The organism is Ruegeria sp. AB7 (genome assembly GCF_056542625.1).
In genome coordinates this window covers 347,080-361,036 of sequence record NZ_JBQGAC010000001.1, presented here as the reverse complement: position 1 = coordinate 361,036, position 13,957 = coordinate 347,080, and the positions used below count along the sequence as shown (strand labels likewise).

The window sequence follows — 13,957 nt, the reverse complement described above, 5'->3', positions numbered from 1 at the left end:
AAGCGCGCGCTGGGATACAGCCCGCGTCTCCATGCAAAACAGCAGAGCCAAAAGAGAGTGAAGCCCCCTAAAACACTTCGAGCAGTGAGGCGAACGATACGACGATTTTCATACTACCTATCAACCGAAATTACTTCGCCCGGATTGTCCAAGTCTAATTCCATAACGTAGCCGAAAGCGCTGCTTTCGCCGTTATGATCGTCCCAAAACGGTGACGGTTGAGAAATGGCATTGAAGTACCTTACCACGTGCGCTTTATTTGCAAAATTGTTCGGCTGGCCACTGGCAAAATTGGTGTACGTTACTGGTTCTCCGCTTACGAGCACCCATCCACCATCTGGTTCCTTAGCGCCCGGTTCTTGATACATCCCAATCCAAGGGCCACGAATTCCACCATCCTCAAAAACTTTCCATAACCGTTCATCATTTTTTATCAGGCTGTAGACAAAATCGTTTTCTTCTTCGGAAGTAATCGAGACAAGGTAACCACCACGATATTGGGCGTCCCTCAATGAACTCTGCCAATCACTGCCCCAAGTAAGGACGACGTAGTAAGCGTGTCCGTTCCAAGTACCTGACGCTACTACATCAGACATTTCCGGAAGAGGTGGAGCAAACGCAGGTCGATTTTCATACCACGGAACCACGCCAGCAGACACACTGGCCAACTTTTCTCTGAAGAAGTAGTAGCTTAGCCCTATTGCCAAGCACAGAATGGCAACGAATCCGACGCCTGCAAACGCCAATCTTTTCGCAGTCCACCAACGGTTTCGATCGACCGATTCAGAAACCGTGTAGGTGCGCACCCTTCGCTCAATGTTCTTGAGTCGTCTAGCTCCCAAAGGGCGAAAATCAATTGATAAAACGCCAATGACTTGATCGTGTACTTCACCCGACAAGCAGATTCCGCCCGGTTTTGACAGCCCCTCTAGGCGGGCTGCGATGTTTACACCATCGCCCAATAGATCATCACCCTGCCGGATCACGTCGCCGACGTTTATCCCAATTCGGAAGTTAATCTGCCTGTCGGATGGAATTCCGAGATTTAGTGTCCTAACACCCTCTTGAATATCGAGAGCGCAACGTACTGCCTCTACAGAGCTTCCAAACTCGGCTATGATGCTGTCACCAGCGGTATTCGCTATCCTGCCCCCATATTTCTCAATAAGTTGATCTGTTAGTTGCCGTCTTTCAGACAACATGCGTGCGGTGCCTTCTTCGTCAGCACCGGCGAGGCGACTATATCCGGCGACGTCCGCCGCAAGAATGGCTGCCAGCGTTCGCTGTACGGGAACCTTTTTTTCAGTTTCTGTATCTTCTTGGGTCAAGAGGTTCACCTACTAGCGGGACGAATAGTAGCAAGGCGCCCATACACCCGACATTTTTGGATAAGCCTCGTAGCGTTTTAGCTGATTATGCCTTCCGCTTGGTGGCAAACGAACGCCATACTCTCGCGCCGCGATGGTATAGAGATTCAGTGCCATTTGATGGACATGGGTACGAGCGTCATTCGGGTCATTGCTATATGAGCTACCGCGATTTCCGACGGCTCGAAATTGGGGGTGATTTGTAATCCCCAAAGAGGTCAATTTTACAGCGGAGAAGAGGCGTGGTCCAAGTTTCGGGTCTCTGAAGTAATCAGAACCCCAAGCTCTGGCGATCAACGCGTATGACAAGGCGGCGTCTAAACCGTAGGTGTGATACCAAAACCCACGTACGCCTCGAAATGAGTTTTCGTCGATATATCCAGTCTTTTCGATGTGCTTCAAGAAAATCCGTTTGCGCGATGACAACTCACGTCGCGCGAGGCTCTTGTCGTTCGTCAAAGAGGCATAAGCCAAAATTGCTGCACCCATGTTGCCAAAGTCATAAATTCCACCGGTTTCAGACTTTGCTTCAGGTGAGACGAAATTCTTGTACCCGGCCTTGAACCAAGGGATCAAAACATCCCTGTCTTCTTTGGTCATAAAGGGTTTCAATACGGCGGCTGAAATCATCAAATTCGCATACATACGCGCGACCATTCGCGGCTGATGCCGAGGGCAGCGGCTGTTGGGACCTGAACCGTAACACGAACTCTTGGCCTGGCGTACGGTCAGAAGCCGTGGTTCGCTTTGATAGCGGCGACCCAACGCCAAATTTTTCATGCCATCAATGATCGTTCTGGCAAGGGGCGCATCGTTGGCCGCTGCAGCCGCGTAACTGTTGAATAGGATGACTTCCCAAGGATCTTCGAACCCACCCTTGCTGATACTTAGCGCCGTCGATTGCAACAAAGCGTCAATATAACGTTGGTTGTTTGAATAAAGCGCATTGAGTGCTTGACGCGCTTTGGCTTGGCTACGACCTGATCCTTGAGCATTCTTTAGGCACGCCGGACCTAGTTGGTTGGCGATAAAATATTTGGGTCCCAACGAAGACTGCGCTTTTGCCTGCGATGAACCAAAGACCAAAGATGCTGTCGCAATTACCACAAACGCTGTGAGCCTACCTATACTCATTGTACCGGACCCCATCAAAATAGATTTGAAATATGGGCCTAGACGGTATCCCCAAATGTGTTTTGAGGCAATAAAGCCAAGCTTAACCACCATTTTGTCTGACAATTGGATTCATTTTTCAGTCAAGGTCTGACCTTGCTCGCAAGCCAAAGGTGTTAGGAAAACGATGAGTACCCCTGCTTCGATACGAGCGAGGTGCGGGGCAGACCACTAAACCACCCAGTCGAGCGGAAGCAGCAGAATCCACTACCCAATTCGCGCCGAGTCGCACGATGTTGGCAGGCCGAGTTATACAGGTTTACGCATAAGAAACTTGCCCGAACGGTGCATCCAAACCGGGCAGAGCCCCGAAGCTGCCGGTGCAACATTTTTCCACTGGAATGGAAAATTCTTTGAGGCCGGATTGCGAAACGAACAAGGGGGGTGCAGGTTGCAGTTGGGTCCCCCATTCGTGCAACATCCAAAGCGCTAGATGAGAACCGTGAAGTTCAAAATGCAACCGAAACGGGGCAGATGAGAACCGATGACAACTCGGGGTACTTAACCCGGGTTTTCTGAGGTTTACACGGGGTATGCGGACAGCAACTACGCGCCTTCCCGCGAAAAAGGGTATACCGGCCTTGGGTCCCCTTTCCCTTTATTAACAATTGCTTATACGACGATTCGATATCAAGAGACAATGTGATTTGCCTTTGTTTTCAAGGCGCTAACGCGGACACCACTGCAATTCTGCGCTGTTAAGTAGCCTGAGCCAATCGATGCCGTAGACGAGCCACGGTATTGGGGTGCCATTGCCCACCACGAGCAGTCTTGATGCCACGTTTATTCAACTCATCAGATTGTTCTCGCAAGGTGCAAAAACCTGCTGTTTCAAGTTCTTCCAGTACGTCTGCCAGATCATAGGCGCGAGCGTTAGCGCGGTCCCTCTGAGCGGCGCAGGCAGCACCATTGCCCTTGCCTGCACGACGCAGGGCGGCTGCACCATTCGGGTTCCCGAACTTCTGACCACGGGCCTTTGCAGCCTGCATGGCTGCACGTGTCCTGTCGCCAATCATTCTGGATTCCGCTTGGGCAATGACGCTCATAATCCCTACAGTCAGTGCGTTGGCATCAGGCATGTCACAGCACACGAAATCGACGCCCGAGTCCTGTAATTTAAGGAGAAACGCAGCATTGCGGCTCAGTCGATCCAGCTTGGCGATTACAAGCTTGGCCCCCATCACACGCGCCATTTTCAATGCCTTTTCCAGCTCAGGGCGGGCGTTGTTCCTACCGGATTCCACTTCTTGGAATTCTGCCACCGTCGCCGCGTTAGCGGCCTTGACGTAGGCAGCGATAGCAACCTGCTGCGCCTCCAATCCCAGACCGCTCCGACCCTGCTTATCGGTCGATACTCGGATATATGCGACGATCTTCACGGCAATGCCTCCAAATTACACCTAGCCTAAGGCTCCCTACGCAAGTTGTAACAGTTGCAACGCATGATTCGCGAGTCTTTTCAATAAGTTAAAGAGATAATCTGATGGTTAACCATGCATTAACAATGCTGACCCTCTTCAGGTTGCAAAGTAGCTTGCCGAGGGCGGCCACTGAGGCGATTCAGAACCCTTTAATGCGACTCGTGATTGAGTCGACCTTGTGGTAAGTAACTTAAGAAACACAAGATACGGTGCCCGTTATGAGTGACGAAGGGAAGAACAAAGTGCCGACGACGAAGCCGATACGTGCTTCGGAACGGGTGGACACACTGCAGCCTCTAAGCATCGTTGGACAAGCAATAAAAGCTCACGAAGCAACCAACGTGGGGGCGGTACAGAGTGCATACGACGCCACTATGATCGGAAGCTTGGGTAAGGCTATTGAAGCGGCAAGCTGTGCGTTTGCAATATCTTATGCTGTAACCCAACTCATCCGGCCTAGATTTGAGAACAAATACGCGCCCGTCAAAAATGCAAACTTTTCTATTGCTCACGCTACTGGAATTGACACGGGAACGACCTTCATTGTGCGTGGTGGTGCCCGAGGAACCAATGACCTTATTTCCATTGGGCGAGCGCCTAACTTGGCAGCTAAACTTAGCGACATCCGCTCGGGGAACTATACGACATTCATTTCTTCAAGCATTTTCAACAACATGCACGGCTCGGTAAAAGCCAGACTGAACGGTCAAGAAGACACTTGGGAATATGAAACTTGGAATTTCATTGGCGAAAACGTTGGCTACTATCGAAGTTCATACTGGCGAAAACCGGGTTTGTGAGCTTCATCAGGCAAGACTGGCGACCATACGAACAGTGGATCAATAGTATCCGGCCTTTGTGCGCCCGCTGACGCGGGCACTCACCAATACTCTACTGCATCCAAGGCTTCGCGGAGGATCGACAGCCCCTCAGGCGTGTCGTTCAGGCGTGTTTTGTAGTTCCTCAGGTGCCCCTGCCCCGAAACGTGCCCGGTAATTCCCCGGATAACGTCATCGCTGTGCTTAGCGCGTTGTAGACGGTCCACGAGCGTGTCTTTCGTGCTGTAGAGAACTTGCCGATCATTGGTGAACCCAGCCGCCCTGATTGCTTTGGTAAATGAGTCCGACATCGTTCCGGCAGCACTTTCGGGCTTGCCGTTCAGCTTCCAGCCCCGATCCTGCATAAAGGAATGAAAGTCAGCGATGTGCTTTGACAACGGCAACTTGCGGCTGATTTTAGTCTTGGTTTCGGTGATGTGAATGTACTCAGGTGTCACGTTCTCAGGCTTCAATCTGAAAATCTCGACCGGACGCGCGGCGGTGTACAGAGCAACACGGAACGCCATTTTGAATGCCGCCTGACGGTCTTCATTATACCGGGAACCCGCGCCCCAACATTGTTGCGCCACATCCCAGACGCGTTTGATTTCGTCATCATCGAAGCGCTGCCACCGTGTTTCCTCTATAGGGGTGTCATTGCGAGGCATCGATACCTTGTCTGTCGGCATAGCATCGAAGCCGGGAACGAGTTCCTCCGACAACACCCACCTCATTATGGCTTTGGCGGGGGCAAAATACTCAGCTACGGAGTCCGGCTTCAAACCTTCGTCCAATAGGTAGTCCCGATGCAGACGCAGCTTTTCCGGGGTAAACTGATGCAATGGTAAATCGCCTAGATAGTCCGTCAGGCGCTTATTCTTGTTCTTGTAACTGCGCTTCGTGGCATCCGACGAGTTTTGAAGCTTGAAGTATTTCTCCTGCAACGCAGACAGTCGGTATTCGTCGCTTTCCACGGATTGCCCTACCAACTCCGCAAGGCGTGCGTTCAGCGCGGCTTGCATAGCTGTATAGAGCGTCTGCGCGACAACATCGCCCCCGTCAGGGGGCGGAGATACTGGCATCTCTAATGACTGAACTAAAAGAGGCGATGGGTCCTTGATCTGATCTACGTGTGAACGATCCCCAAACGCCTCGTAAGCAAAACTAGCTAAAGACTCTCGCTCAAACTGAGGTGATAGACAACGCGCCTTTCATGTGCTCTTCGGTATCGCGCCATGTCAAACGCAGCGTTTCTAGGTCCTCTTCCATATCATCTCGCAACTTAGCAGCAGCAATCGTTGCGTGCGCTCGCTGGACGGTATCTGAAAGAGCGTCCTTGTCCGTCAGTTGCGCGATGATACGGTCATGTACCTTCGTGTAAGCCTTGCAGCGATCTTCCGCTTTACTGAAATCACTACCCAGAGACAGGTCCCACCGTTTGCGCCCCAGCAAGGATTGCAACGCCCTTGGAACGTCTCGCTGATACTTGAAGGCGGCCCGGTTCCTTCGGGTGTATGCCGTCATGTATTTGGGAAGCTCAATTTTGTCTTTGGCGGTGGTCATCGAAAGAGAATCCATGGTACTTTTGCGTGAAAATCCATGGTACTTTTTGAAATTTCGGTCAACAAAATAGGGCCTATAAGGGGATTTTGTCCGCGAGACCGTACAAATCTCTTATCACCCACCATATTATTCAAATGCTTATGCGACATAGTTGAAGCGTTTTGGAACCATTTAGTTCAACGCTGCGAACACAATGCTGTCATCCTCCGACATACACGCCGGATTTAGGACGATAAAAAACCTTTTGGTCATGCAGACGCCCCAAAAGGTCGTGTGCCTTGCGCACAAAGTCTTCACGGGTTTCCCGTTCTTCTACCCTCTCGTCAACAGGGACATTCGATCTGGACGCTATGGCATGACGCATGGCCTCTTCGATTATATCCATATCTTCGACCGAAAGCTCGAACATATCATTGTACAGAGGCATCCTGGGTTCTCCTACCTTGGCACAGACGACCAGCGTGCCTCATGTTCCGAGTCGATTCCACTTCAAATACCTATTGCCGGCGATCGCGTTTCGAAGAACACGCCCAGCAGGATTTAGAAAGTGAATCGGGCAGACCTCGTTTTCGCGAATTTTCTGCATGATATGTGGCACTTGCCATGTTTCCCGTGGCCTGCTTATCCTGATGTCATAGCCACCAATAAGGCACCCCTCTTTGGGCGAGAAATAACATGGCGAAACTGAAGCGGGAAATTGGCCTGGTCGGCCTGACCTTCATTTCGGTTGGAGGAATCATTGGGTCAGGCTGGCTTTTCGGCCCCCTGCTCGCCGTGCAACACGCAGGCCCCGCCGCGGTTCTTTCTTGGATTATTGGCGCCGTTGCGATGTTCATACTGGCAATAACATTCGCCGAGATTTCAGCGATGTTACCTATCCCAGGCGGAATCGCACGCGTCCCTCAGTTCTCACACGGCAACATCGTGTCGATGGCGATGGGATGGACGGCCTGGATTGGCTACAACACCACCGCTCCGATCGAAGTTGAAGCCATGCTTAAATACCTCGCACCCTACGCGTCATGGCTCCACGCCGCAGATACCGGCGAACTGACCGGCGCTGGTGTTTCGGTCGCCTTGCTGTTCATGTTGCTGTTCGTCGCTGTGAACGCACTGGGCGTGAAATTTTTTGCACAGGTAAATGCAACGCTGACCTGGGCCAAGATTGCCATTCCGATAGTTTTGTCCGTGTTGTTGATCGCGACCCGCTTTGACGTGCAGAATTTCTCCGCCCCTGACGGTTTCGCCCCCTACGGCCTGAAAGGCATCATGGCCGCAGTATCAACCGGTGGGGTGATCTTTTCCTTTATAGGTTTCCGACATGTTGTTGATATGGCAGGAGAAGTTCGAAACCCAAAATTCGACATCCCGGCCGCTCTGGTTCTATCCATTGTATTATGTGCCTTGATCTACCTTGGATTACAGGTGGCCTTTATCGGCGCGCTTGATCCCGCGATGATCCGCAATGGTTGGGCAAGCCTCAACTTTGGCGGACAAGGTCCCTTGGATGGCGTCATAATGTCTGTCGGAATATTGTGGTTCCTCAGCTTGCTGAACGTCGGGTCAGTCATCGGCCCGTTTGGCAATGGGTTGGTTGCAACAGGATCGAACGCTCGTATCGCTCTGGCCCTGTCGCAAAACGGGTTCCTGCCGAAACGTTTGCAGATCTTGTCATCGTTCGGAGTACCGCTTTGGGCCTTGGCTCTCAACTTTCTGATTGGCACTCTGTTTTTACTGACGGTCCCGTTCGCAACCGTAATCGCCCTGAACGGGGCCGCCATTGTGCTTTCGTTCGCGGTCGGCCCAATCGCCGTGGTGTGCTTACGCGATCTGATGCCTGACCGCCCGCGCTCAATCCGTATTCCCGCCGTCAAACTTGTCGGGCTCACGGCCTTCGCGATCTCAACCCTGATCGTCTACTGGAGCGGATGGGACACGGTCTGGAGGCTGGGAATTGCACTACTCATCGGCATGGCGCTGCTGCTGATCCGCTTTCACAATCGGCTCGATGAAATGGACGCAACCGAGGCGCTTTGGCTGATGCCCTATTTCTGTGGTTTGGGGCTGATCTCCTACATGGGTCAGTTTGGAGAAGGCGCGCAAAAGCAGATCCCGTTTGGTTGGGACATTGTGCTGTGTGCGGCATTTTCGGCGGTGATTTTTGCGCTCGCCGTACGCTCGGCGCTGTCAGACAAAAAATTCCAGGCTTACATCGAAAACGAAGAGGTGCTGGACCCGGCCAAACCTGTCATTGGACTTTGAACAAAAAAAGGCGGGGAATGACCCCGCCTTTCTAATTAATCTGCTTCAGGCTTAGTGGGCTGTTGCCGACGGTCCTGCCCCTTCGGCCGCCTTGGCGGCAGCGGCAGCGGCCTCTTCAGCGGCCTCATCCCATTCAATTGACTCGGGCTTACGTATCAACGCTTGCTCCAGTACTTCCGAGACGTGTTTGACCGCGATGATCTCCAGCCCTTCTTTCACGTTGTCGGGAATATCTGCCAGATCCTTTTCATTCTCTTCGGGAATGAGGACGGTCTTGATCCCGCCACGCAGGGCAGCCAGCAGTTTTTCTTTCAGCCCGCCAATCGGCATCGCGTTGCCGCGCAGCGAAACCTCGCCTGTCATGGCGATGTCCTTGCGCACAGGAATACCGGTCAGGACCGAAACAATCGAGGTCACCATAGCCAAGCCCGCAGACGGACCATCCTTTGGCGTCGCACCATCGGGCACGTGCACGTGGATATCGATTTTGTCGAACTGCGGCGGTTTAACCCCGATCTGAGGCGAAATTGATCGGACGTAAGACGACGCCGCGTCGATCGATTCCTTCATCACATCGCCCAGCTTACCAGTGGTCTTCATCCGCCCTTTGCCGGGCAGTTTCAGAGCCTCGATATGCAGCAGATCACCACCGACCGAAGTCCAGGCCAAGCCAGTGACTACACCAACCTGATCGTCCTGTTCAGCCAAGCCATAACGGAACTTGGGCACTCCAAGAAAATCATCCAGATTGTCGGGCGTCACCTTTACGGTCTCTGCCTCTTTCTTGATGATCTTGGTCAACGATTTCCGCGCCACTTTGGCGATTTCGCGTTCGAGGTTCCGCACACCCGCCTCGCGGGTATAGGTGCGGATGATCGATTGCAGCGCCTCATCGGTCAGCTCAAACTCCTTGGCTTTCAGACCATGGTTTTTGACCTGTTTGTCGATCAGGTGTTGCTTGGCGATCTCGCTCTTTTCCTCTTCGGTGTAACCGGCCAGCGGGATGATCTCCATCCGGTCTAGCAGAGGCCCAGGCATGTTGTAGCTGTTAGACGTGGTCAGGAACATCACGTTGGACAGGTCATATTCGACCTCAAGATAATGATCCATGAACGTGTTGTTCTGTTCCGGGTCTAACACCTCCAGCATCGCCGAGGCTGGATCGCCACGGAAGTCCTGCCCCATCTTGTCGATTTCATCGAGCAGGATGAGAGGGTTTGTGGTTTTCGCCTTCTTCAGCGCCTGAATGATCTTGCCGGGCATCGACCCGATATAAGTCCGACGGTGGCCACGAATCTCAGATTCGTCGCGCACACCACCCAGCGAGATGCGAATGAATTCGCGCCCCGTGGCTTTTGCGACCGATTTACCCAGCGAGGTTTTACCCACACCCGGAGGGCCAACAAGGCACAGGATCGGGCCTTTCAGCTTTTTCGAGCGCTGTTGAACCGCCAGATATTCGACGATCCGCTCTTTGACTTTCTCAAGTCCATAGTGATCGGCATCCAGAATGTCCTGCGCGCGACCCAGATCCTTTTTGACGCGGGATTTGGTGCCCCAAGGCAGTGACAGGATCCAGTCTAGATAATTGCGCACAACGGTCGCCTCAGCCGACATGGGCGACATGTTCTTGAGCTTTTTCAGCTCACCTTCGGCCTTTTCGCGCGCCTCTTTCGACAGCTTGGTCTCGTTGATCTTGGCTTCCAGTTCGGCAACTTCGTTGCTGCCGTCCTCACCATCGCCAAGCTCCTTCTGAATGGCTTTCATCTGCTCATTCAGATAGTATTCGCGCTGCGTCTTCTCCATCTGGGATTTGACGCGGGTCTTGATCTTTTTCTCGACCTGCAGAACCGACATTTCGCCCTGCATCAGGCCATAGACCTTCTCAAGCCGCTCGCTCACCGAGAGCGTCTCAAGCAGTTCCTGTTTCTGTTCAACCTCGATGCCCAGATGACCTGACACAAGGTCGGCCAACTTTGCAGGCTCGGTGGTTTCACCGACGGCGGCCAGCGCCTCTTCGGGGATATTCTTGCGCACTTTTGCATAGCGCTCAAACTCGTCCGCGACGGTGCGCAACAGCGCTTCGGTCGTGGTGACATCGCCCGGAATCTCGGTCAGATACTCGGCGCGCGCTTCGAAAAACTGATCGTTTTCAAGGAATTCTGTGATCTGCACCCGCGCCTGCCCCTCGACAAGCACCTTCACGGTGCCATCGGGCAGTTTCAGCAGTTGCAGCACGTTGGCCAGAACGCCTGAGCGGTAGATACCGTCGATTTCCGGATCATCCTCACCAGGATCAATCTGGCTGGACAACAGAATTTGCTTGTCATCCTGCATCACCTCTTCCAGGGCGCGGACCGATTTGTCACGGCCCACGAACAGCGGCACGATCATATGTGGGAAGACCACGATATCGCGCAGCGGCAGGACGGGGTATGAGGAATTCAGAGGCTCTTGCATGCTCTATCCTTATCATTGGCAAGACGGCGCTGGTCCCTGATTCAGGCAACCTTTGGCCATCTCCTGTCTTGGACGATAAAGGTGGGGCACCTGTTCCCCCATTTCAACCTCATCGTCGTTTGTCGTGATGCAGCATGACCGGATGATTTGGGGACTTCAAGGCATCCGACAGACATATCCACCGATTTTAGCGAACCCAGCATTAAAACGGGCAACAAATCATCCAGCGTGGATCAGAACACCCTCTGCTTAGCTCGGGACAAAAAGAAGCCATGACCGACTTCGTTTCTACATTCCAAGCCCTTTTTCGAGGAATGGCAAACGAACCCGCCAAACTCTCCGGTTACGCCGTAGTCTGCACGGTCAAATCCGTCCCGGTTATGGCTGACTGGTTGACACAGCATGCGGACGGCGCCCGTATTGGTCATGAAAAAATCATGTCCCCAGTCCGACTGGCAATCCGCCGGGCGCGGGAACGCAGGCGCTCCGCTGCGCTCAATTATGGTGCAAGACAGGTCCGAAACACTCGCCCCCTGCCCGACGACACACTGAATATTCTCGGACGGGGTTTCGAAGGTCCAGACATCCGCAAGAGATGTCGAGGCGCAAAAAACGATTGCGACAGAAGCAATAAAGCGAGGCATTGAATCCTCCTGAACAAAACAAATGAAAATGGTAAATAATGCGCGAACAGTATAGCAAAAAATACTACGTTTGTCACCGCAATGGCCACAATCTACAGCGGTTCAATATCGCCTTGCTCCCGAAGCGCGTGGAATTGCGATTGCCACTCTGCGAATGTGCCCTGTGAAATCGCGTCCCGCATTCCCTGCATGATTTCCTGAAAGTAATGCAGATTGTGCCAAGTCAGCAGCATGCCCGAGATCATCTCATTCGAGCGGAACACGTGATGCAAGTAGGCGCGAGAATAACTTGAACACGCGGGGCATGTGCAGTTCTCATCCAGCGGGCGTGGGTCGTCAGCATGGCGGGCGTTCTTGATATTGACCACACCGTAACGCGTGAACACCTGCCCGGTGCGACCCGACCGCGAAGGTAGAACGCAATCCATCATATCTATCCCACGTGCAACGGCACCTACGATATCATCAGGCTTGCCTACGCCCATCAGATAACGCGGTTTATCCTGGGGCAAGAAGTCAGGCGCATAGTCAAGGCAGCTGAACATGGCCTCCTGCCCCTCACCCACGGCAAGGCCGCCGACGGCGTAGCCTTCAAAACCGACCTGCTTAAGTGCCTCGGCACTTTCTTCCCGAAGATCTTGTTCCAGCCCGCCCTGCATGATCCCAAACAGGGCATGTCCAGGGCGGTCTCCAAACGCTTCACGTGACCGTGCAGCCCACCGCATCGAAAGGCGCATGGACTCGGCGATACGGTCGCGATCGGCGGGCAGCGCAGGGCATTCATCAAAGCACATGACGATGTCCGAGCCCAAAAGCCGCTGGATTTCCATCGACCGTTCCGGCGTCAATTCGTGCTTCGAGCCATCGACGTGAGATTTAAAGGTCACGCCCTTCTCAGTCAGTTTACGCAAACCCGCCAGCGACATCACTTGAAACCCGCCCGAATCCGTCAGGATGGGGCGGTCCCAGTTCATGAATTTGTGCAGGCCTCCCAAACGATCAATCCGCTCGGCCGTGGGGCGCAGCATCAGATGATAGGTGTTGCCCAGCAGAATATCGGCACCTGTGGCCCGTACGCTTTCCGGCATCATCGCCTTGACGGTCGCGGCTGTTCCCACAGGCATGAACGCCGGCGTCCGCACCTCACCGCGCGGCGTGTTGATCACGCCTGTGCGGGCCTTGCCATCGGTGGATTTCAGGTCGAAAGAAAATCGCTGGGTCATGGTAACGCCTTGGATCGCTGAACCGGGCAGGCTTTGCCCGATCTGCAAGGGCATTGCAACCCGTCAGGGCAGCGAGGCTACACGGTCCGTAAACAGGCGCACCACCCCTGCCCCATCGACATCCCGGCACACTCGCACTGGTGGCCGTGCAGGGTCAGGACGAGTCGCACCGATCTCAGCCCCGTCCAACGCCACCTGCAAACCCGTTTCGACCATTTCGAACATCGGTTCATGGGTGCAGGCGATAACGGCAGTCGAGTCATGCAGTCCGCACCCTTCAAGCCCACCGATCTCTTTGTAGAACTTTAAATAGAAGCGCGAGATATCACGCAGAAAACCACCCATGTCAGGGGAACGTTCAGCGAGCGCCTCAAAATCAGCGGTCTGGTAGAGCGTTTTCAGAGTCACATCCAATCCCACCAGAATCGTAGGCGGCGGCGCGGCAAAGACTTCGTCTGCAGCTTTGGCATCGTGATAGATATTCGCCTCGGCATGTTCGGTGATGTTGCCCGGGCAGTACACGGCCCCGCCCATGATGACGAGCTTGCCAAGATTCTCTGCAAACTCAGGGTCCAATCGCATGGCATCAGCGATATTGGTCAATGGCCCAACCGCGCATACGACCAGCTCTCCGCGATGGCTGCGCGCCATGTCGACAAGAAACTCTGAGGCGGACAGGGCGTGGTTTTCGCCTATCTCATCAATCTGGGTCAGGTCACCAAAGCCTTCGGGGCCGTGCACATGTTCCGAAGGTGAATGCGTGGTCTCCCCCAAAGCGAATGGCGCGCCTTGGGCCACAGGAATGCCCAGCCCTAGTTTGTCCACCAGAAACCGCGCATTGCGGCTGGATTGATGCACATGGGTGTTGCCGAACACGGTGGTCAGGCCGATCAGGTCAATTTCGGACGCAGCGGCGGCATAGGCAATGGCCATTGCATCGTCGATGCCGGGGTCCGTATCTATTATCAGTTTCATCCTCGTCCGATAACGCAAACACCAGTGGGATGCAAAGCTGCCACAAAAGGG

12 protein-coding genes are annotated in these 13,957 nt (G+C 53.6%); 2 read left to right on the top strand and 10 right to left on the bottom strand.

The genetic code is table 11. From position 1 onward, the window contains the following. Nucleotides 1-113: 113 nt before the first annotated feature. From ACR0EN_RS01790 to ACR0EN_RS01780, 3 genes are all read right to left on the bottom strand, one after another. On the bottom strand, nucleotides 114-1,328 hold the full coding sequence (locus ACR0EN_RS01790) for an adenylate/guanylate cyclase domain-containing protein (protein ID WP_170817724.1): 1,215 nt from the start codon (nucleotides 1,326-1,328) through the stop codon (nucleotides 114-116). A gap of 12 nt (nucleotides 1,329-1,340) precedes the next feature. Continuing rightward, entirely contained in the window at nucleotides 1,341-2,606 is a 1,266-nt protein-coding gene (locus tag ACR0EN_RS01785) for an alginate lyase family protein (RefSeq protein WP_480584934.1), read from the bottom strand. A 632-nt stretch (nucleotides 2,607-3,238) separates the two neighbouring features. Continuing rightward, nucleotides 3,239-3,919: a recombinase family protein gene (locus ACR0EN_RS01780; RefSeq protein ID WP_170817722.1), complete on the bottom strand. Its 681-nt coding sequence runs from the start codon at nucleotides 3,917-3,919 to the stop codon at nucleotides 3,239-3,241. 260 nt (nucleotides 3,920-4,179) lie between these two features. Here ACR0EN_RS01780 and ACR0EN_RS01775 point away from each other — a divergent pair, with 260 nt between their 5' ends. Continuing rightward, nucleotides 4,180-4,761: a hypothetical protein gene (locus tag ACR0EN_RS01775; RefSeq protein WP_170817721.1), complete on the top strand. Its 582-nt coding sequence runs from the start codon at nucleotides 4,180-4,182 to the stop codon at nucleotides 4,759-4,761. An 80-nt stretch (nucleotides 4,762-4,841) separates the two neighbouring features. Here ACR0EN_RS01775 and ACR0EN_RS01770 read toward each other — a convergent pair whose 3' ends face one another. The 3 genes from ACR0EN_RS01770 to ACR0EN_RS01760 form a co-directional block, all read right to left on the bottom strand. Continuing rightward, nucleotides 4,842-5,801, bottom strand: coding sequence for a site-specific integrase (locus tag ACR0EN_RS01770; RefSeq protein ID WP_170817720.1), 960 nt, complete (start codon nucleotides 5,799-5,801; stop codon nucleotides 4,842-4,844). Between the two features lie 160 nt (nucleotides 5,802-5,961). Further along, on the bottom strand, nucleotides 5,962-6,342 hold the full coding sequence (locus ACR0EN_RS01765; RefSeq protein ID WP_480584931.1) for a DUF6538 domain-containing protein: 381 nt from the start codon (nucleotides 6,340-6,342) through the stop codon (nucleotides 5,962-5,964). 199 nt (nucleotides 6,343-6,541) lie between these two features. After that, nucleotides 6,542-6,769 (bottom strand): hypothetical protein, encoded by a 228-nt coding sequence (locus ACR0EN_RS01760; RefSeq protein ID WP_170405503.1) that lies wholly within the window; start codon nucleotides 6,767-6,769, stop codon nucleotides 6,542-6,544. A gap of 248 nt (nucleotides 6,770-7,017) precedes the next feature. Here ACR0EN_RS01760 and ACR0EN_RS01755 point away from each other — a divergent pair, with 248 nt between their 5' ends. After that, nucleotides 7,018-8,604: an APC family permease gene (locus ACR0EN_RS01755; protein ID WP_170635659.1), complete on the top strand. Its 1,587-nt coding sequence runs from the start codon at nucleotides 7,018-7,020 to the stop codon at nucleotides 8,602-8,604. 51 nt (nucleotides 8,605-8,655) lie between these two features. Here ACR0EN_RS01755 and lon read toward each other — a convergent pair whose 3' ends face one another. The 4 genes from lon to ACR0EN_RS01735 form a co-directional block, all read right to left on the bottom strand. Then, the gene (lon, locus tag ACR0EN_RS01750; RefSeq protein WP_170393206.1) at nucleotides 8,656-11,064 is read right to left on the bottom strand and encodes an endopeptidase La; all 2,409 of its coding nucleotides are present in this window, start codon (nucleotides 11,062-11,064) and stop codon (nucleotides 8,656-8,658) included. 233 nt (nucleotides 11,065-11,297) lie between these two features. Beyond that, nucleotides 11,298-11,708, bottom strand: coding sequence for a DUF6636 domain-containing protein (locus ACR0EN_RS01745; RefSeq protein ID WP_170817718.1), 411 nt, complete (start codon nucleotides 11,706-11,708; stop codon nucleotides 11,298-11,300). Nucleotides 11,709-11,800: 92 nt separating this feature from the next. Beyond that, on the bottom strand, nucleotides 11,801-12,931 hold the full coding sequence (gene tgt / locus ACR0EN_RS01740) for a tRNA guanosine(34) transglycosylase Tgt (RefSeq protein ID WP_170817880.1): 1,131 nt from the start codon (nucleotides 12,929-12,931) through the stop codon (nucleotides 11,801-11,803). 63 nt (nucleotides 12,932-12,994) lie between these two features. Beyond that, the gene (locus tag ACR0EN_RS01735) at nucleotides 12,995-13,906 is read right to left on the bottom strand and encodes a nucleoside hydrolase (RefSeq protein WP_170817717.1); all 912 of its coding nucleotides are present in this window, start codon (nucleotides 13,904-13,906) and stop codon (nucleotides 12,995-12,997) included. Nucleotides 13,907-13,957: the final 51 nt, after the last annotated feature.